Origin of the sequence: Clostridium sardiniense, assembly GCF_019753795.1 — a bacterium.
Classification (GTDB): domain Bacteria; phylum Bacillota; class Clostridia; order Clostridiales; family Clostridiaceae; genus Clostridium; species Clostridium sardiniense.
In genome coordinates, this window is the sequence record NZ_JAIKTU010000005.1 from 161,330 (window position 1) to 180,200 (window position 18,871).

Annotated in this window: 20 protein-coding genes and 1 riboswitch; of the genes, 7 read left to right on the forward strand and 13 right to left on the reverse strand. The window is 27.4% G+C overall.

The window, feature by feature from the left end:
- Positions 1–75: 75 nt before the first annotated feature.
- A riboswitch (SAM riboswitch) is annotated at positions 76–252 on the reverse strand.
- Between the two features lie 117 nt (positions 253–369).
- Both K5V21_RS07470 and K5V21_RS07475 read right to left on the reverse strand, forming a co-directional pair.
- A complete protein-coding gene (locus K5V21_RS07470; protein WP_221860454.1) occupies positions 370–885 on the reverse strand; it encodes a GNAT family N-acetyltransferase in 516 nt (171 codons plus the stop codon).
- A gap of 17 nt (positions 886–902) precedes the next feature.
- Complete coding sequence (locus tag K5V21_RS07475; protein ID WP_221860456.1) at positions 903–1,190, reverse strand: DUF503 domain-containing protein; 288 nt, start codon at positions 1,188–1,190, stop codon at positions 903–905.
- Between the two features lie 420 nt (positions 1,191–1,610).
- On the opposite strand from K5V21_RS07475, the gene K5V21_RS07480 reads away from it, so the two are divergent.
- Positions 1,611–1,916: a hypothetical protein gene (locus tag K5V21_RS07480; RefSeq protein ID WP_221860458.1), complete on the forward strand. Its 306-nt coding sequence runs from the start codon at positions 1,611–1,613 to the stop codon at positions 1,914–1,916.
- 108 nt (positions 1,917–2,024) lie between these two features.
- Here the strand turns inward: K5V21_RS07480 and K5V21_RS07485 are convergent, their stop codons facing one another.
- Positions 2,025–2,405, reverse strand: a complete 381-nt coding sequence (locus tag K5V21_RS07485; protein ID WP_204595076.1) for a RidA family protein — start codon at positions 2,403–2,405, stop codon at positions 2,025–2,027.
- 171 nt (positions 2,406–2,576) lie between these two features.
- Here K5V21_RS07485 and ilvA point away from each other — a divergent pair, with 171 nt between their 5' ends.
- A complete protein-coding gene (gene ilvA / locus K5V21_RS07490; protein WP_221860460.1) occupies positions 2,577–3,776 on the forward strand; it encodes a threonine ammonia-lyase in 1,200 nt (399 codons plus the stop codon).
- A gap of 51 nt (positions 3,777–3,827) precedes the next feature.
- Here ilvA and K5V21_RS07495 read toward each other — a convergent pair whose 3' ends face one another.
- The 10 genes from K5V21_RS07495 to K5V21_RS07540 all read right to left on the reverse strand — a co-directional run bounded on the left by K5V21_RS07495 (position 3,828) and on the right by K5V21_RS07540 (position 12,813).
- Entirely contained in the window at positions 3,828–4,106 is a 279-nt protein-coding gene (locus K5V21_RS07495) for a hypothetical protein (protein WP_221860462.1), read from the reverse strand.
- A 144-nt stretch (positions 4,107–4,250) separates the two neighbouring features.
- On the reverse strand, positions 4,251–5,039 hold the full coding sequence (locus K5V21_RS07500) for a hypothetical protein (RefSeq protein ID WP_243425044.1): 789 nt from the start codon (positions 5,037–5,039) through the stop codon (positions 4,251–4,253).
- A gap of 181 nt (positions 5,040–5,220) precedes the next feature.
- Entirely contained in the window at positions 5,221–6,225 is a 1,005-nt protein-coding gene (locus tag K5V21_RS07505; RefSeq protein WP_221860464.1) for a radical SAM protein, read from the reverse strand.
- 441 nt (positions 6,226–6,666) lie between these two features.
- Entirely contained in the window at positions 6,667–7,818 is a 1,152-nt protein-coding gene (locus tag K5V21_RS07510; protein ID WP_221860466.1) for an ABC transporter permease, read from the reverse strand.
- Positions 7,815–8,954 (reverse strand): ABC transporter permease, encoded by a 1,140-nt coding sequence (locus K5V21_RS07515; protein ID WP_221860468.1) that lies wholly within the window; start codon positions 8,952–8,954, stop codon positions 7,815–7,817. Before K5V21_RS07515 ends, K5V21_RS07510 begins: the two co-directional genes overlap by 4 nt.
- A 42-nt stretch (positions 8,955–8,996) precedes the next feature.
- Entirely contained in the window at positions 8,997–9,932 is a 936-nt protein-coding gene (locus K5V21_RS07520; protein ID WP_221860470.1) for an ABC transporter ATP-binding protein, read from the reverse strand.
- Between the two features lie 107 nt (positions 9,933–10,039).
- A complete protein-coding gene (locus K5V21_RS07525) occupies positions 10,040–10,666 on the reverse strand; it encodes a response regulator transcription factor (RefSeq protein WP_221860473.1) in 627 nt (208 codons plus the stop codon).
- Between the two features lie 15 nt (positions 10,667–10,681).
- Positions 10,682–11,794 (reverse strand): sensor histidine kinase, encoded by a 1,113-nt coding sequence (locus tag K5V21_RS07530; RefSeq protein ID WP_221860475.1) that lies wholly within the window; start codon positions 11,792–11,794, stop codon positions 10,682–10,684.
- Positions 11,795–11,914: 120 nt separating this feature from the next.
- Positions 11,915–12,472, reverse strand: a complete 558-nt coding sequence (locus K5V21_RS07535) for a DUF2812 domain-containing protein (RefSeq protein ID WP_221860477.1) — start codon at positions 12,470–12,472, stop codon at positions 11,915–11,917.
- A gap of 8 nt (positions 12,473–12,480) precedes the next feature.
- The gene (locus K5V21_RS07540; protein WP_221860479.1) at positions 12,481–12,813 is read right to left on the reverse strand and encodes a PadR family transcriptional regulator; all 333 of its coding nucleotides are present in this window, start codon (positions 12,811–12,813) and stop codon (positions 12,481–12,483) included.
- 140 nt (positions 12,814–12,953) lie between these two features.
- Between K5V21_RS07540 and K5V21_RS07545 the strand changes: the two genes are divergently transcribed.
- From K5V21_RS07545 to K5V21_RS07565, 5 genes are all read left to right on the forward strand, one after another.
- Positions 12,954–13,571 (forward strand): hypothetical protein, encoded by a 618-nt coding sequence (locus tag K5V21_RS07545; RefSeq protein WP_221860481.1) that lies wholly within the window; start codon positions 12,954–12,956, stop codon positions 13,569–13,571.
- A gap of 259 nt (positions 13,572–13,830) precedes the next feature.
- Positions 13,831–15,210, forward strand: a complete 1,380-nt coding sequence (locus K5V21_RS07550; protein ID WP_245000676.1) for a dicarboxylate/amino acid:cation symporter — start codon at positions 13,831–13,833, stop codon at positions 15,208–15,210.
- 135 nt (positions 15,211–15,345) lie between these two features.
- Complete coding sequence (locus K5V21_RS07555; RefSeq protein ID WP_221860484.1) at positions 15,346–16,941, forward strand: amidohydrolase; 1,596 nt, start codon at positions 15,346–15,348, stop codon at positions 16,939–16,941.
- A 396-nt stretch (positions 16,942–17,337) separates the two neighbouring features.
- A complete protein-coding gene (locus K5V21_RS07560; RefSeq protein WP_204595063.1) occupies positions 17,338–17,613 on the forward strand; it encodes a hypothetical protein in 276 nt (91 codons plus the stop codon).
- A gap of 168 nt (positions 17,614–17,781) precedes the next feature.
- The gene (locus K5V21_RS07565; protein ID WP_221860486.1) at positions 17,782–18,708 is read left to right on the forward strand and encodes an aldo/keto reductase; all 927 of its coding nucleotides are present in this window, start codon (positions 17,782–17,784) and stop codon (positions 18,706–18,708) included.
- Positions 18,709–18,871: the final 163 nt, after the last annotated feature.

Here is an 18,871-nt window from a genome sequence, read left to right on the forward strand (position 1 = left end):
TTAAACTTAATAAAATAAAAAATGCACTAGAGAATAAATCCCTAGTGCATGATATAATCACCCTATTAATTTATTCTCTCATCTATCAGCAATTATCTTGCTGCAGGATTTAGCACCACACGTAACAATAAAGTATAAATACTCATAACAAATAAACTCCTCACTCCTGAAGAATCTATAATCGAACATTTAGTATTGTCCGTAGGTTGCCGGGTTTCATAGGGCCAGTCCCTCCACCACTCTTGATAAGAAACCTAATATTTAGTTTTAATATTCTAATTTTAAAATTTTTTCAAACTTCTTGTATATTAATATAATATTTAAAAAAAGTTTTGTCAATAATAAATTTCCAGTAATTTATCAATGTTTTTATAATATTTTTTCTAGACAGATAAAATCCCCGTCTTTTCCTTGAAGATTTATCACTCCAACCTCTTCATATCCACTTCCTATATATAGCTTCTTAGCTCTTATATTTTCAGTGTTTGTATCTAGTCTTATATGTGATAATTCACGTCGTATGCATTCCTCTTCAATAAACTTTAAAAGTCTTTTTCCATTACCACTTCTTGAAAACTTGGGACTTACCATTAATCTATGTATAACTAAAGCTTTTTGTGAATTACTCCATTTTAGTTTTTTATAATTTATATCTTCAGAGCTATTTAAAACTACAGCTCCAACAATATTATTTTTTATATTATATTCTGAATCCTCAGATTCCATTACAAATAAATCTCCATTTTTAAGATCCATTTCAAAATCTTTAATAGTTGGATATTCCTTTGTCCAATTAAGCCCTGTCCCTACACCGCTTTCTAATACCTCATCTATCATTAGTTTTATTTGATTTAAATCCCCATACTTAGCTACCCTAAACTTCATTATATCCTCCATACTAATTAAAATATTTCTGTTTCTTCCTCAATATCTATAATTTTCCCTTCAATGTTTTCTTCTAAGAAATCTAATATCTTTTCCTTTGTAGAATGTGCTATTTTTACATTGCCACATACAGCTGCTATACCAATAACCATAAACTTATGCTCATCTTGCCTATCAACTTCTCCAACTGATATGTTAAATTTATTTTTTAATCTTTGAGTAACACTTCTAACTATCATTCTTTTTTCTTTTAAGGAACCTACCCAAGAATTTCTTATTGTTATTTTCATAAGTAAAATATCCATGTTTAAACTTCCCTTCATCTCATTAATTGATTCTGCATTAATTCCGTAATTTGTATATATTTATAATAATATAAATTTATAATATTATAAATTATAATATTATAAATTTCACAAAAAATAATCAAGTTATTCATTAATTATATTATTTATGAATAACTTGATACTTATTATAAAATTTCATAACATTTATACCTTAAATAAAAAATTAATAACCTACTATATTTTATCATTATGTACTTTTTGTAAAATATTCAATTCAATTAAATATCTCTTCAAAAAAAATGTTATAATTCAAGTGTAATTTTTTGAATTTAAGTAGATTTATTCAAATAATTTAGAATTTAATATGTAATTTGTAATTAAACTTTTTCTACTGATTTTTAATATAATATACGAAATTTATTTTTAGGAGATGAGACTATGAACATAGATTATTTTATTAAACTGGCTCTAGATATTTTCTGTATTTTTATATTTACTTGTTGGGTTAGATATTCTTTTAAAAATGAAAAAGGATTAAGTTATAAAGCTTTAACAATTTTATTATTAACTAATGAAGTTGCTTCTACTATAGAAAACTTTTCTGAAAATATATATAATCACATATATTTTATTTTCTATATAATTCAAGGTATAGCTCTAATAATAATTTTATATAGTGGTCTAAAATCATTATTTACTTTAATTAAAAAATTTAATAACGAAAAAATTAAAATAGAATATTAAAGAATAATAGAAGAAAACTATATTTGACTGTATAAACTATTTATATTAATAAAAAAGGCTAAGAATCTTAAAAGATTTTTAGCCTTTTTTTATTTTTAAACTTAAATACTATTCTACTATAGCAATTACTTCAATTTCAACAGGTGCATCTAGTGGTAATTTAGCAACTTCCACACAGCTTCTTGCAGGTGGTTCACCTTGGAAGAATGTTGCATAAACTTCATTAACAGCAGCAAAATCATTTAAATCTTTAACAAAAACTGTTGTCTTTATAACATTCTCCATACTTGTTCCAGCTTCTTCAAGAATACCCTTAACATTTGTTAAACTTTGTCTTGTAGCAGCCTTTATTTCTGTTACTAATTCCTTTGTTTCTGGATTTAGTGGAATTTGACCTGATGTGTATACCATATTACCTATTCTAACACCTTGTGAGTATGGTCCTATTGCAGCAGGTGCGTTATTTGTTTTGATTATTGTTTTATTCATAAAATTCCCTCCTCTTATCTTTTGTAATTCCATTATAAAGAAAAAATCTCAAAAAGTCTAAAATTTTGATAAAAAGTCTAAATATTTTAATTATTTTGTATTTAACCTCTATAATCTTTTATTGTAAATGTTATAATAAGTGTGAGAATTCACAAAAGAGAGGTGTTATTTATGCATTTAGATAGTATTAAAGTCGCAAGAGAAAATATTAAAGATGTAGTAGTTAAAACTCCATTATTGCATAGTAAGTTTTTCTCTGACTTATCAAAAAACAATGTGTTTATGAAGTGTGAAAACCTTCAATTAACTGGTGCATACAAAATAAGAGGTGCCCTTAACAAAATGATGAGCTTAACTAATGAAGAAAAAGCTAAGGGTGTTGTTTGTTCATCTGCTGGTAATCATGCACAAGGTGTTGCATATGCTGCTAATTTAATGGGTATTAAAGCAACAATTGTAATGCCAACTACTACGCCATATCTAAAGGTTCAATCTACTAAAGATTTTGGTGGAAATGTAATTTTACATGGTAAATGTTATGATGATGCTTATAGTTTTGCAAAGAAAATTGAAGAAGAACAAGGAGCTACATTCCTTCATCCCTTCAATGATATTGATGTAATTCATGGTCAAGGAACTATAGCACTTGAAATATTTGAAGATCTTAAAAATGTAGATGCAATAGTATGTCCAATCGGTGGTGGTGGATTAATTAGTGGTATTTCATTAGCTGCTAAAGAAATTAATCCAGATATACAAGTTATAGGAGTTCAAGCTGAAGGTGCAAGTGCTATGCACGATAGCTTCCATGCAAAAAGATTGACTCCAATTCCTTATGTAAGCACAATAGCTGATGGAATTGCAGTAAAATGTCCTGGTGATCTTACTTTTTCACTAATCCAAAAGAATGTTGATACTATTGTAACAGTTAGTGACAATGAAATAGTTGATGCCTTCTTAGCACTTAATGAGAAACAAAAGCTTGTTGCTGAAGCATCTGGTGCCGCATCACTTGCTGCATTATCAAAATTAGATTTTGAGGATAAAAATGTTGTTTCTATAATAAGTGGTGGAAATATAGATATGCTTACTATAATGTCTCTTATTAATAGTGGCTTAGTTTCTAGAGGAAGATTATTCTGCTTTACAGTAGAACTTCCAAATATTCCAGGAGAACTTAGTAGAATTACAGACCTTCTTAGAGAAACTAACGCTAATGTTGTTAAGCTTGAGCATAATCAATTTAAGGCAGTTAACAAGCTAAGAAATACATTACTTGAAGTCACCGTTGAAACAAATGGATATGAACATATAGCAAGTATTAAAGATCTTTTTAAGACTCAAGGATATATAATAGAGCAATTATATTAATACTAATAATTGTTCATTTTAGTATTAAATAAAGGGTGGATAATCCACCCTTTATTTACTTGCTTCTTTATTTAATTTACTGTCATGCAGTACAAATTTTAAATATAATATAATAACTATAACAAAAATAATCATTGAAATTATCTCTATAATATTAATAGTAGGAATTATATAATTCTTAAAAACATCTCTAAATTCATAAAAATCTCCAATTGAATTATCAACTGTCCTTTTTAAAAAGCTTATTTCTATAAAAAGAATAGAATTTAATATAAGTATTAAACAAAAGCCTATTAATTTAATTATCTTTGCTTTAAATATCTTTTTCATAAATCCTCTTCTCTTCTATAATCCTTATATTATTAATTCTTACTTTAATCAATAACTAATTTTAAAAATTAATTAGATTATATAATAATTATACAATACATTACATAATTTTAAAATATTTCTTTATTAAAACATTGTCATTCATTATTTTTTACCGCTACATTTTAATCCACATGTTTCAAGTTTTTCATCAAGAGTCCTTGTATCAAACGGATTGTGAAGCATTGCCTTTATAAATAATTGAGGATATTCCTCCTTTAAATGTCTCATATATTTAACCCAGATTCCGCTTAATTGCTCGTAGCAAATAGTTATATCTTTTTCTATATGATTATCATCACAACAACCACATATCATGTTATAATATCTATCATCAAACTCCTCTAGTAAGTGGAATAATGACATAATTAACTCTGAAAATACCTCATGTTCCATTAAAGTTGGATTACTTATAAATGATATTATCATATCTTTCTTACTTTTAAGAATTTCTTTAACTCTATCTAAATCTATTTTGCTAGCATCAACAGAAAACTCATGATTTTCAATAACCCTTTCAAGCTCCTTAAAATCGTTCTTTTCCCACTCTTTATTTACAATGGCCACTTTAGTTATACTTTCAATCTCTCTATCACCTTTAGAAAATTCTTCTAGAAGATCTGCTCCAAACTCTGAGAAGAATACTCCTTTAATCATAATTAATTTTTCTCTCTTATGATTCTTTTCACGCTTTTCAAGTAGCTTTTCTATTACAAAGGCTGTAAAGAATACATCCATTGGAATAAATGCAATATCTGCAAATAAAAATATTAAAGTATGGTGTAAATCATTAAAAGTTAAATAGTGTAAATAATGCAGAAATAAAGACAATACTATAAGTCCAATACCTATAAGTATAGTTTCCATTCTATGTCTATTCATAAATTTACTCATAAAAAATCGCTCCTCTCTGTCCAATCATCATGTCTATTAATTATAAGTGTATTTTTACTTATTATACAAACATTTATTTATAAAATCAAAATTGAAAATGCTACTGTAACTTTCTCAATTGAACCTTCACACTTTGGTTCAATTATCTCTCATTTAGCTAGTGAAACTTAATTTATTTTACCTATCTATTACAATATTGATTTATTATATACATAATATAATCTTCTTTATCAAATAATCTATTACTTTTAGGATTTCCACATTCTTTAACCATTTTGCTAATGGGTATTGTTAATCTATTATGTTGTGCTAAAGAATTGTTATTTATATAATTATTTAATACTATTTCAATTCCATCTTTCTTTATGTTTCCTAATTTCCACCATGGTAATATTGATGTATAATTTGGGTATACATCAAATTCTGAAGTAACATAGAAAATAGGAGATTGCGAAACAAGGTTAACAGTAGAATTATCTATAATAAGTTTCTTATAGATTCTTTCTTCAGTATCACCTAAATGCTTATGAAATTCTTTTGGTATATTCACTAAATCATCTGACGTTATTCTTATATCATATAACTTTTCATTTTCACCATCACAACTTCCTTGATGCACAAATAACTCAAATTCTTCTCCTATGATTTCACATCTTTCACTTAATTTCATTTTTTTACTTAAATCAATAAGTGGTTGTATCTTATTAATATTATCTTTATTAATAAACATTTGCCACCTTGGAGCAATTTTATTATTAAGTAATATCTCAGTAGCACTTATTAATTCCTTAAATGCACCTTTTCTTCCAATGTAGTAATCAGTTTCTTCTTCAAGTCCAAAAAAAGTTAATTGGCATCTTCTAACACCAATATCATATGCCCATTTAACATACTCTTTATCTCTATTTATTCTCCAAAAACTTAGTAACTCAAATCTTTCTGGAGTTGTATTTATACTTAATTCATTATCTAATTCCCATAGTTGCTTATAATTACTCTTATAATCTGGCTCCCTAAACCAACTATATACTTCAAGTGAAGCAGTATATTCACTAAAAGTATTTGATACATATTTCAATTCTTCTATAGACATATTTCCGTTATTAAAATGTCCTATCCAGCAATGTTTACATCTATTCGGACACCCCGCCATATCTACTGCAACTGTAATCTTATCAAACCTCATATCAATATCCCCCTAATTAAAACATAATTATTCATAATCAATAAAATATGTCTTATTACTTAATGCATTTGCTATTATAAATTTTATCACATTGTCCATATGTATACATAATCCATAAACAATTCTGCTTAATTTATGTTTAATATATAAAAAAAAGATATTCGCAATTAACAAATATCTTTTTGGCTTTTTCTCTATATTCTATTAATATTCTTCTTATGATACTTTCCACTAAATAATATTTAAAAGATAATTTATTTACTGTCATTACCATTATTAAAGCCTTCTTTTCTACATAAATTAAATTCATTATTTAGGTTCTTTGAGATTTTATATTTCCTGTCCATACTTTTAATTATAGAAACTAAATCTGTAATGGTCATATTGTAATTATTACATCTCTCCGCAAATAGAAAAGCATAGATTTTCCCATATACAATACTAAGCTATATTTACTTTTTTATCTTTACGCTTAGTTATATAAGCTGCCGCTAAGAAAAATACTGCTGAGTATAATACAATTATTACAATATTTTTATATAAAGATGCCATAGGTATTCCATCTTGAAGGGATGATACCATATCCATTGCCCATCTTGTTGGAAGTAATTTTGATAGCTTATCTAATGCATTTGGGAATACTTGTACTGGAACAAAACACCCTCCAAGCATTAAAAGTGTCATAATTAAGATATTACTAATTATACTAGCCTCTTGTGAACTTCTAGTTATTGCTATACAGAATGTTCCTACAGCTACTGCCAATATACTAACTAGGAAAAGTATAAAAAATATTTGTATATAACTCATACCAATATCTATATCCATTAAATATCTTATTGCAACTAAAGATAGTATTGCTTGTATATTTATAGCTAATATGCTAGCCAAAATATTGCCTAGGTAATACTGGTAAACCTTTATGGGCGCTGCAAATATTCTAGTATATACTTTAGTTTTCTTATCTTCTAATATACGTCCTGCCCCAAGTACTGATCTAAAGAACATAAACATTATTAAAAATCCTACAAATAATGATGTATTAGTCTCATAGTCTTTGCTACTAGTTCTTAAAGATCCTCTCTCTATAGTAACTTTATTGCTTTCATACTTATTTAAAAGATTATTATAAATACTACTATCCCCATTACTTATCTTTCCTAAGTCCTCTAAATTTTTCAAATTAATTGATATCATAGATTCTATAGATTTATATATTGAATCTCCGTCTTTACCTATAATCTCAATCTGATTTTTAGAGTCTCCATTAACTATTTTATCTTGAAATCCTTTTTGTATTATTATTCCACATTCTATACTTTTATCTTTTATCTTATCCTCTATATCCTCTTTACTCATAGATAATGTAGTAAAATTACTTTGATCTTCTATATTTTTTAGTATCAATTCTGAATACTTACTCTTATCTAAATTAGCTACACCAATTGATATATTTGATGATCCACTTGTTATTAAAGAACCTACTATTAAAATTATTACAACTGGAGCCAGTATACTTGCTATAAAATAGAGTGGTTTTTTTAATATCATCATTCTTAAATTATTTTTTAGCATTACTAGGATATTTCTCATATTCTCCACTCCTTCCTTCTTCCGCTTACAACCATAATAGCTGCCATTATAGCTGTAACTAGTAATGCAACAGCACAAGATGATATGAGAAGTTTATTGCTATTATTAAATATGCTTTGCATTATTCCTCTATTAAGCCATCTAATTGGAGAAATATTAGTTATTATTTGGAATATTCCACCTACATTATCAGGAAGAGCTAAATATGCACCCCCAAGGAATGAGAATACTGGAAATACTACTCCCTGTAATACCCCCTCTACCTTTTCTTCATCATTAAAGAAACTAGCTACAACTGTACCAATACTTATACTTGCAAGTGCAAATACCTGTATTCCTGCATAACAAAGAAGTGGATTGCTTCCCCAATTCGTCTTTAAAACTAGACTTGAGAATAGGAAACTTGGAAGTGTTGTTCCAAAGGAAATTATAAAATATCCAATTGTTGACCCAAAATAATAATTAAAATCTGATATTCCAAGCATCTTCATCCTCTCTCTAATACCAGTTCTCTTATCTTCAAAGTATCTACCCATAGGGAATAACATTAAATAAAGTAACATCATTGTAAGTTCTGCAATTGCATAATAATCAAAAGAAGTAGGTGCTTGTTCGCTATCAAATAATTTTACATCTATACTTGAATCTTTAGAATTATCTCCATTATCCGCCTTAAGTATATTACCTGTCTCTATTGGATTTATACTATACATAAGCTTTATAGCTTCACCTCTGCTAGTTATTCCACTAATCAAAGAGTTTATATATGAATAATAAAAGTCATTTCCACTTTGTATAAATACATTAATCTTATCTTTATTCAACTCTATAAAAATATCTTCCTCTTTACGCACTTTCTCTTTACCTTCATCTGATGATGATATTGTATCGAATGTAAGCTTCGGACCTCCACTCTCTGAAGCCTTAGTTAAATTATCTATAATTTCTTTTCCTGTATCACCAATATTATTTATATAATATACATTCTTTTCTACCATAGTACTACTTACATTAAAATACTTCCCAAGAACTCCTCCAATTAAAACTGTTAGAAATATTGGAAAAAGCATTGAAAATATAAAATACTTTGGACTTCTAAGAACTAAAAGTATTGTACCTTTAATACATGCTTTCATAATTAAATTAATCCTCCTTAATTTATTATAATATTTCTTTATCTAATCTCTTAGACTTCTTCCTGTAAGAGTTAAGAATACAGTTTCTAGAGTTATCTCTTTATATCCAATATCAAATATATTTACTCCAAGTTCATTAACTTTATCAATTATATTACTTAAATTATTAACTTCCTTACTTGATGCAATCTTTATTTCATTTTCGTTTATTAATACCTCCTGAACTCCTTTAACCTTTTTAAGTTCATTTATTTCTATAATTGCTCCGTTGTCAACTAATAGATGTAAGTTTCTCGTGTCACTTACTATATTCTTAAGTTCTTCTTTTGTACCTTGTACAATAACTTTCCCATGGTCTATTATTGCTATCTCTTCACATAGTGTTTCAACTTCTTCCATATAGTGAGTTGTGTAAATTATAGTTACACCTTTTTCATTAAGCTTTTTTACAGATTGTAATATATGATTTCTTGATTGTGGATCTATTCCAACAGTTGGCTCATCCATTATAATTATCTCCGGTCTATGGACAAGAGCACAGGCTATATTAAGTCTTCTAAGCATTCCCCCTGAAAACTCTTTTGCAAGTTTTTTTCTTACATCCATAAGTCCTGTAAATTCTAATGCTTCCTCTACTCTTTCTTTAAGGACTGATCCTTTAAGCCCATATATCTCTCCAAAGAACTTTAAATTCTCTTCTGCTGTAAAGTCCCAGTAAAGTGCAACTTCTTGTGGAACTAGTCCTATCTTTTTGTTCTGACCCTTCATGCTCTTTGTAATATCAACGCCATTCATAATGATATTCCCTGATGTTCCTCTTATAAGACCACATATAATGTTTATAGCTGTGCTCTTTCCAGCACCATTTGGTCCAAGTAATCCATATATTCTTCCCTTTTCAATTTTAAGTGATATATTATCTACTGCTAAAAAGTCCCCATACTTCTTTACTAGATCCTTAATTTCTATAGCATACATTTAAAATCTCTCCTCTAAAATAATCATTTAAATCTTTATAATCTAATTATATAAAAAAGACCTCCTCTTTGAATCTAGAGAAGGTCATATCTTTCATATGACTTTTGTCATATTGATTTTAAATATTTAATTGCTATTTGAGTTCTATGAGAAAGGCCTGTCTTTTGAAGTATTGATGTTATATAGTTTTTAACAGTACCTTCTGATATAAATAGACTGCTACTAATCTCTTTATTACTAGCACCCTTTGATATTTCTTTTATAATCTCAATCTCTCTTTCAGTAAACTGTGTCATATCAAATTCTTCTTTTTCTTTATAGTCTAAATTAGATGATAGCTTAGATAATACTTCTTCCTGAATAACTGAGTTACCAGCATAAACCATCTCTATAGCACTTATTATCTTATCTGGTGGAGTATTTTTAAGTAAGTATCCCTTTGCACCATAAGATATTGCACTTCTTATATAATCATCTTCATCAAAAGTAGTTAGTATAATGACTTTAGTATTGCTTTTTTCATTTATCTCTTTAGTTGCTAAAACTCCATTCATAATTGGCATTCTAACATCTAAAAGTGCTATATCAACATCATTTCTAACTACATATTCAAGAGCTTCACGTCCATTTGGAAAAGCATCTAAAACTTCTATATTTTGATTTGTTCCAAGTATTATCTTTAAACTTTCTCTTATTAAGTCATCATCTTCTCCAATGACTAGCCTTATAGTCAAAATCTTTTTCCCCCTTTATTTATAAAATATCATAATAGCTGTGAATCCATCACTTCCATCTATTATTAAATTCCCTCTTTGCTTTAAAACTTCCTCTTCCAGTTTTGTTAAACCATAACCTTTTATTACCTTTTCTTTTCCTACTCCATTATCTTTAAATGTTATCTTTAGTAATTTATCTAATATCTCTATGTTTATCGTTATCTTATCACAGCCACTATACTTAATACTATTAGTTGATAACTCCTTTATACCTTCATATATAACAGCCCATTCTACTATAGTCACTTTATCTATATTACCACTGTGCATTACTGAATATTTAATCTTAGATCCTTTAAGCTTTTCTTCTAATAAAAGCTTTATCTTGTTAATTCCAATCTCTTCACTTCTTGGAGTTATTTCATGAATAGTCTCTCTTATATCATCCATTCCTTTTCTTAGGTTTTCCGTAGTTTCTTTTATCATCTCTAGCCCTTTATCTATATCTGTATCTAATATTATCTGAGCTGCTTCAAGTCTCATAAGAGATGCTGCAATTACATGTCCCACATTATCGTGCATTCTTCTTGATATCTCATTTCTCTCTTCTAATTTTACTGAGTAAATGCTTTGTTTGTGGAACTCATTTTCATTCTTAATTTTTTGTTTTAATTCATGACCTTCTTTTATCTTTTTATCCATATCATATTCTAATTTTGAAACCTTTTTATCATATACGCTAAATATTCTCATAAAGAAAATTCCTAGCACTGTAGTATAAATATAAAATGGTATAAAATCTTTTTTATGAAATGCTGAAACAAACGTTGCAGAAATTATAATAATAGGAATTAATAATTCAAGTTTTGAAGCACAAACTTCAATTAATAGTAAAGTTATTAAAGTGCTTGTTATCTCCATACCTAGATAATAAAAAATCAAGTTCCATATGATTAATAATATAAAAAATATATATTTATATTTTTTTCTAATTAATCCTTGCATAAGAGATAGTATAAGAAATCCAACAATATATAGACTTAAAACAAATCCATTTCCACTATCATAAATAGTAATACCTATAACACCTAATATCACTATAATTCTAAAGACTAAATTATAACTTTTCATCTCAAAATTTATCATTTTATCACCTAAGTAACCTTAATTATTTTACATTATTATACTATAAAAAAATGTATATAAGATATCTTATATACATTTTACATAAATTATTATTTATATAAATTTCAATTCATATAAACACTAATTTTCCTTTTGTATTTTTCTTTTTCTAAAGTAATATGCTAAGCTCACCATCACAGATGGTACCGTAATTCCTATAAGCATTACTATAGAGATTAGATATAATATAAATAATAAATTATTATCATTTAAAATTTCTTTAAATGATAATCCAAGTAAAATTATAAATATCATTATTACTCCACTTATGATCCCCATCTTATTACACCTGGATCTAATTACCTCATACTTATTTTTGTAGCTTTCTTTATCAGTATATATTGGTGTAGTTCCTCTATCTGCTCTAAAGAAATGGAAACCTTCAGTAGAATCTACATGCTCCCACCCACCACTTTTAAATATATCAAAATACTCATCTAAATCTTCTTTGCTTTCATTATAGTCCATTGAATAAATATAGTCATTGCACTCTCCTCTAACTAACTTGTATCTAAGTGGACCTACACTTTCAAGTATCCACCCTTCCTTTGATAAATCACTAAGTTTTTTAGTTATTTTTTCTTCATCAAAGGCATATCCCCCATTAATTAAATATTTATACTTTTTCTTTTCTCTCATAATTAAACTCACCCTTCTAAAATTTTTAAAGCTTTTTCTCCATAGGAGACCATAAGCCTTCTTCTTTCAATATCCTTTTTAATTAATTCTTTTCCCTTATCTGTTAGTATATAAGTTTTTCTTCTATCTCCATTATCATCTAGTAATTTTATTAATTCCCCATCTTGTAGTTTCTTTAAAATAGTATATAGACTTGCAGGTCCTATATCTATCTTGTTATTTGATAGCTCCTTAATCTCTTGCATTATCCCATATCCATGCATTGGTCTTACTAAAGTTAATAAGATATAGTAAGTTGAATCTGTTAGTATATCCTCTTCTAATGCTTTCTTTCTAGCCATATTACCTCCTTATATCATTAAATGATATATCGTTTAATGATAGTATATATTATATCTTCTAATTTGTAAATATATACCACGGAGAATTTTTCTATAATTAATGTTATAATATGGTTAAATAGGATGAGGAGGTATATACTTTGAATAAAGAACTTAAGATTAAAAAAATTGATGAACTCATTAAAGAGCTTACTGAATATAAATTATCCATTGAAAAAGGAGTTCCTTATTTTGAAGAGAAAAAATTAGATAAACTTATGTACGATAAAGAAAAGAGCGTGGAAGAATTATTTAATTGGAAATCCTCAAAAATTAAGATTGAATACACTGAATACACTGATAGTAAGCATGAAGCTGTTCTTATGAGTAGAACTGAAAATTTCTTTGCAAAAGATACCCTTGATGGATACGAAGTGGCTGATGAAAATGGTAATACAATAATACGTCCACTAGAAAGACTAAGCGATTTTGTTGCTGAGGTGGAAAATAAGTTTATAATTGATGAAAAATATATTCTTGAACTTTGTAAGTTAAATAAAAACAGACAATTAATTATAGATTTTATGGAAGATTATAAATATGATTCAATGAATGAATCTCCTGGAGATATCAGATTTGATTTTGATTGTAATTATATCTCTTTTAAATATGATAATGAAGAAATAGAAGTTATAGACCCTTCATTAGAATTATTTGATAAGTTTAAAGAGATATGCCCTCAAGCTGTAATTAGCAGTATAAGACCACTTTGTTTTTAATATAATTATAATTTTCAAATTATAATTAGTTATTTTTAGCAATCATATAATTTAATGTTGATTTTTTGATATTTTATATTGACAGAGCTTCTCATTGTTATTATATTTATAACCATGGGATACCTTTAAGATAGTCCAGAGAGGCTAATAAGGCATATACATAATAGTCATTATACTATAGTATTTTACCTTAGCATCTTAATTGGTGTTAAGGTTTTTTTATGGTGTCCTATAAAAATTATTTACTTAGGAGGACATTATGAAAATTAAATCACTTAAAAACAATCAAAACAAACTTGCAATTCAAATGGGAATTGCACTTATCTTAGGTCTACTACTAGGTGGCGCCTTTATGCTTCTTAGAGAATATCTAATTAATAATTCTAATGCTGATTTATGGACTAAGATAAATCAAATTCTATTTCAAGATATAACAACACCTGAAGGTAAAAATTCTTTAGGTATATTCTATATAATTGGTCAATTATTCGTAAATTCACTTCAACTTGTTATAGTACCTATGGTATTTACTTCAATAGCTCTTGCAATGTGTCATATAACTGATACTAAAAAGCTTGGACGTATATCATACAAAACTATAATGGCATTTTTAATAACTTCTATATTTGCTTTAATCCTTGCAGGGGTCTTTGCACTTACTGCTCATAATCTAGGATTCTTTAATGTAAGTATAAATGGAGTCTCAGCTCAAGCTGGTAATACTGGTAATAATCCATTGCTTGTTTTAGTACAAGCTGTGCCAAATAATATAACATCAGTATTCTCTGAAAATGGTAAGATACTAGCTGTTGTATTCTTAGCAGTTTCTACAGGACTTTGTGTTAATAAACTTGGTGATGAAATTAAGATTTTAAAGAAAATATTAGAAGAAATAAATAAGATAATAACAGTATTCTTAACATTTATAATAACTAAGTTTGGTCCAATTGCAATATTTGTACTTATCACAAGAACTTTTGCAATATACGGTATTGATCATTTAAGACCTGCGCTTGCTTATGTGGGTACAACAACTGTTGCACTTTTAATTTTCTTAGTATTTGGATATGCATTATTTATATTCTTATCATCAAGACTTAATCCATTTATATTCGTAAGAAAGATCGCAAAGGTTGCTTTATTTGGATTTTCAACTTCATCATCAGCTTCAACACTTCCACTAAACACTAAAACTACAGTTGAAGAACTTGGTGTAGATAAAGATATAGCTTCATTTACTCTACCTCTTGGAATGACTATAAACATGAACGGAACTGCAATAATGCAAGTAATTGCTGCAACTTTTATAGCTTCAAGTGCTGGATATGAAGTAACTCCAACTAGCTTAACAATAATCGCTATACTTGCATTGATATCATCAATTGGAACACCTGCTGCCCCTGGTGCTGGTGCAATAATATTATTTACAGTTTTAACTGGAATGGGCTATCAAAATGATGCTGCACTTCTTGCATACTCACTTATCCTTGCAATTAATAGACCAGTTGAAATGCTTGTAACATCACTTAATGTTGTTGGTGATTCAGCAGCTGCTATATATGTTGCAAAGTCTGAGAATTCATTAGATGAGGAAATTTATAACAGCTCTTCATTAAAAGAAGAAATTTATAATAGCTAATACAAAATTCAATAATATTTATATCTTATTACTTTAATTGCAAATATTTTAAATATTTACCATCCAAAACCTCCCTTATTAGTTAATCTTATAGTATATTTATTATATACTTTAAAAACTAAGGGAGGTTTATTTATGGTAGAAAAGATTTTTTATAATGGTGATATATTAACTATGGAAGATAATATATATGCTGAAGCTATTTTTATAAAGGATGGATTTATAAAAAAAGTTGGTACAAAAGATGAGGTTTTAAAACTTAAAAGTGATAATACAGAATTAATAAATCTAAATAACAAAACACTTATGCCATCATTTATTGATTCTCACAGTCATATAACTGCTGTTGCAAACACTCTTACTTTAGTAAATTTAAGTAATGCAAAAAGCTTTGAAGATTTAGTTACTATACTAAAGACTTATAAGGAAGAAAATAATTTAAATGATACCGATTGGATTATAGGATTTGGATATGATAATAATTCACTAAAAGAAAAGATAAACCCAACTAAAGAAATATTAGATAAAGTATCTACTACAAATCCTATAGTTATAACTCATATATCAGGCCATATGGGTGTTTTAAACTCTACCGCCCTTAAAGAAATAGGAATATCAAAAGATACTAAAAATCCTGAAGGTGGAAAGATTGGACGTGTAGGTACATCAAATGAACCTAATGGTTATGTAGAAGAAACTGCCTTTGTAAATGCATCATCTAAAATCCCAGCTCCCTCTTTAAATAATCTAATTAAATTACTAAAAAAAACTCAAAACATTTATTTAAGCTATGGTATTACAACCGCTCAAGATGGGCTTGTTAAAGATGAATCATTTGCTTTACTTAAAAATATATCTGACAATGAAGACCTAGATATAGATGTAGTTGGGTATGTTGATTTAAGAAACTGTAAACATATAATTGATAATAATAAACAATATGTTAAAAACTATGTTAATAGATTTAAAATTGGTGGATTTAAAATCTTCTTAGATGGTTCTCCTCAAGGAAAAACTGCTTGGATGACAAAACCTTATCTAAATGGAGATAAGGATTATTGTGGTTATCCAGTTTATCAAGATAATGAAATTAAAGATTTTATTAAAACTTCTTTAGACTATAATGTTCAATTACTCTCTCACTGTAATGGTGATGCTGCTGCAAATCAACTTATAACTTCATTTAAGTCAGTCTTAAGCGAAAATCCTAATTCTAAGGCAATTAAACCAGTTATGATTCATGCACAATTATTAAGAAAAGATCAGATTACCTCTCTTAAAGACATTAATATGATACCATCTTTCTTTATTGCACATACTTATTACTGGGGAGATGTCCACATTAAAAACTTTGGAGAAGAAAGGGCTTTTAATATAAGCCCTGCAAAAACTGCTCTAGAAGATAGAGTTTTATATACATTCCATCAAGATAGTCCAGTTATTATGCCAAATATGCTTGAAACTGTTTGGTGTGCTGTAAATAGAATAAGCAAAAATGGAGTTATAATTGGAGAAGACCAAAGGATATCCCCTCTTAATGCCCTAAAAGCTGTAACAATAAATGCTGCATTTCAATACTCTGAAGAAGATAAAAAAGGCTCTCTTAAAGAAGGTAAGTTAGCTGATTTAATTATTTTAGACAATAATCCCCTTAAAGTTGATCCTATTAAAATTAAAGATATAAAAGTTCTTGAAACTATTAAGGAAGGTAAAACTTTATATAAGTTATAGTATTTAAAAATCACACTATATTATTAAAAACAAAAGTAATATGCATTGTTCTAATTCTGCATATTGCTTTTATTTTATACATTATGTATTTCATATATTTTTAATTCTATATATGATTTTTATTTTATATAAATTTATCTTCCCCAATCTATTGCTATTAATCAAATTTGTAATGATAACATATAATAATTAAAAAACGTCATGTTCTTGTTAATTATTTCAAGTGAGTACTTTTATTAAAAAAATATGATAAGATATTATATATAACTCAAATTTTATTATATCGTGCTTTTTATTGTCTCCCTTAATATTTACAATTTATTTATTAGGATTCCAAATATTAAAGATATAATTATATCAGTTTATGAAATTATTTTATAAAAGGGGGGAATTTTTATGTTTAATAGAAAAGTAGTATTAGAATTTACTAATGTTTACTATAACATGAATGATTTATTAGATGCAGTAGTAAAGTATTATAAAGATGAAGGAATATTATGTAGCGTTATTGGAAAAGATAATCTTGGTAATCCATTATTACTTATCAATTTTAGGACTTATGAGCTAAAGGTTAAGAATCTTAGTCCAGGATATGTTCAGTATACTTTACCTCCTGATGACGTGTGGCCTCCATTAATGGCAATTCAACAAATTGTTCTGAGAGAAATATAAAAAAGGTGATTCATAACTTTGAATCACCTTTTCTTTTTTTATTCATTAGTATATTTTTCAAAGCTTACTTTATTACTTTTTTATAACTTTGAAAACTTTTACTTGACCTAAAGCTCACTTTAAGGTTTATTATTAAATTAGACTATGTGATATGGGAGGGGTATTAAAATGAAATATTTAAACATTTCAAATACAGAATTAAAATCATCAAATATAATTATGGGTAATATGCGTATTAATGAGCTATCTTTAGATGGAGCTGAAAAATTAATACGTACTGCTATGGATGAAGGAATTAACTTCTTTGACCATGCAGATATATATGGTAGCGGAGAATGTGAGGAAATGTTCTCTACTGCAATTAAAATGAATTCCGATATTAGAGAAAAAATGATTCTTCAAAGTAAATGTGGTATTAATACAAAAGGAAACTATTATGACCTTTCAAAGGATTATATATTAAATTCAGTTGATGGTATATTAAGTAGACTTAAAACTGATTATTTAGATATTCTACTTCTTCATCGTCCTGATACTTTAGTTGAACCTGAAGAAGTTGCAGAAGCATTTTCAAAACTTAAAGAAAGTGGAAAGGTTAAACACTTTGGTGTATCAAACCATAATCCAGCTCAAATTGAATTATTACAAAAGTATACTGATGAAAAACTTATAATAAATCAATTACAATTTGGAGCAGCACACACTAACATTGTTGATTCAGGTATTGCAGTAAATATGGATATTAATCAATCCTTCGATCGTGATGGTAGTGTTCTAGAATATTGTCGTCTAAAGGATATAACTATCCAAGCTTGGTCACCATTCCAACATGGATTCTTTGATGGAGTATTCCTTGGTGATATGGAAAAATTCCCAGAGCTTAATCAAACTATTAATGAACTTGCTGAGAAATATGGAGTTACAAGTACAGCAATAGCTACTGCTTGGATTACACGTCATCCTGCTAATATTCAAGTTATTTTAGGTACTACTAAACCAAGTCGTATTATAGATGCTTGCAAGGGATCCGATATACCATTAACTAGACAAGAATGGTATAAGATTTATAAAGCTGCTGGAAATATGGTACCTTAAAACCAACATTTAGCTATATATTTTAAATTTAAATAATACAAATGAGAGGATGAGATTTATTCATCCTCTTATTTAATTTTTTATTTATTCTAAATATCTATATCGTCTAATTATTCCACATCCTATTTCCATTTTTTACTATAAATATCATAATAAGTACCAA

Coding starts and splice junctions, on each gene's coding strand:
- K5V21_RS07555 (WP_221860484.1), top strand. CDS start 15,346: ATGGTAGAAAAGATTTTTTATAATGGTGATATATTAACTATGGAAGAT.
- K5V21_RS07540 (WP_221860479.1), bottom strand. CDS start 12,813: ATGGCTAGAAAGAAAGCATTAGAAGAGGATATACTAACAGATTCAACT.
- K5V21_RS07515 (WP_221860468.1), bottom strand. CDS start 8,954: ATGAAAGCATGTATTAAAGGTACAATACTTTTAGTTCTTAGAAGTCCA.
- K5V21_RS07480 (WP_221860458.1), top strand. CDS start 1,611: ATGAACATAGATTATTTTATTAAACTGGCTCTAGATATTTTCTGTATT.
- K5V21_RS07495 (WP_221860462.1), bottom strand. CDS start 4,106: ATGAAAAAGATATTTAAAGCAAAGATAATTAAATTAATAGGCTTTTGT.
- K5V21_RS07485 (WP_204595076.1), bottom strand. CDS start 2,405: ATGAATAAAACAATAATCAAAACAAATAACGCACCTGCTGCAATAGGA.
- ilvA (WP_221860460.1), top strand. CDS start 2,577: ATGCATTTAGATAGTATTAAAGTCGCAAGAGAAAATATTAAAGATGTA.
- K5V21_RS07530 (WP_221860475.1), bottom strand. CDS start 11,794: ATGATAAATTTTGAGATGAAAAGTTATAATTTAGTCTTTAGAATTATA.
- K5V21_RS07470 (WP_221860454.1), bottom strand. CDS start 885: ATGAAGTTTAGGGTAGCTAAGTATGGGGATTTAAATCAAATAAAACTA.
- K5V21_RS07535 (WP_221860477.1), bottom strand. CDS start 12,472: ATGAGAGAAAAGAAAAAGTATAAATATTTAATTAATGGGGGATATGCC.
- K5V21_RS07475 (WP_221860456.1), bottom strand. CDS start 1,190: ATGGATATTTTACTTATGAAAATAACAATAAGAAATTCTTGGGTAGGT.
- K5V21_RS07500 (WP_243425044.1), bottom strand. CDS start 5,039: ATGAGTAAATTTATGAATAGACATAGAATGGAAACTATACTTATAGGT.
- K5V21_RS07520 (WP_221860470.1), bottom strand. CDS start 9,932: ATGTATGCTATAGAAATTAAGGATCTAGTAAAGAAGTATGGGGACTTT.
- K5V21_RS07510 (WP_221860466.1), bottom strand. CDS start 7,818: ATGAGAAATATCCTAGTAATGCTAAAAAATAATTTAAGAATGATGATA.
- K5V21_RS07505 (WP_221860464.1), bottom strand. CDS start 6,225: ATGAGGTTTGATAAGATTACAGTTGCAGTAGATATGGCGGGGTGTCCG.
- K5V21_RS07550 (WP_245000676.1), top strand. CDS start 13,831: ATGAAAATTAAATCACTTAAAAACAATCAAAACAAACTTGCAATTCAA.
- K5V21_RS07565 (WP_221860486.1), top strand. CDS start 17,782: ATGAAATATTTAAACATTTCAAATACAGAATTAAAATCATCAAATATA.
- K5V21_RS07560 (WP_204595063.1), top strand. CDS start 17,338: ATGTTTAATAGAAAAGTAGTATTAGAATTTACTAATGTTTACTATAAC.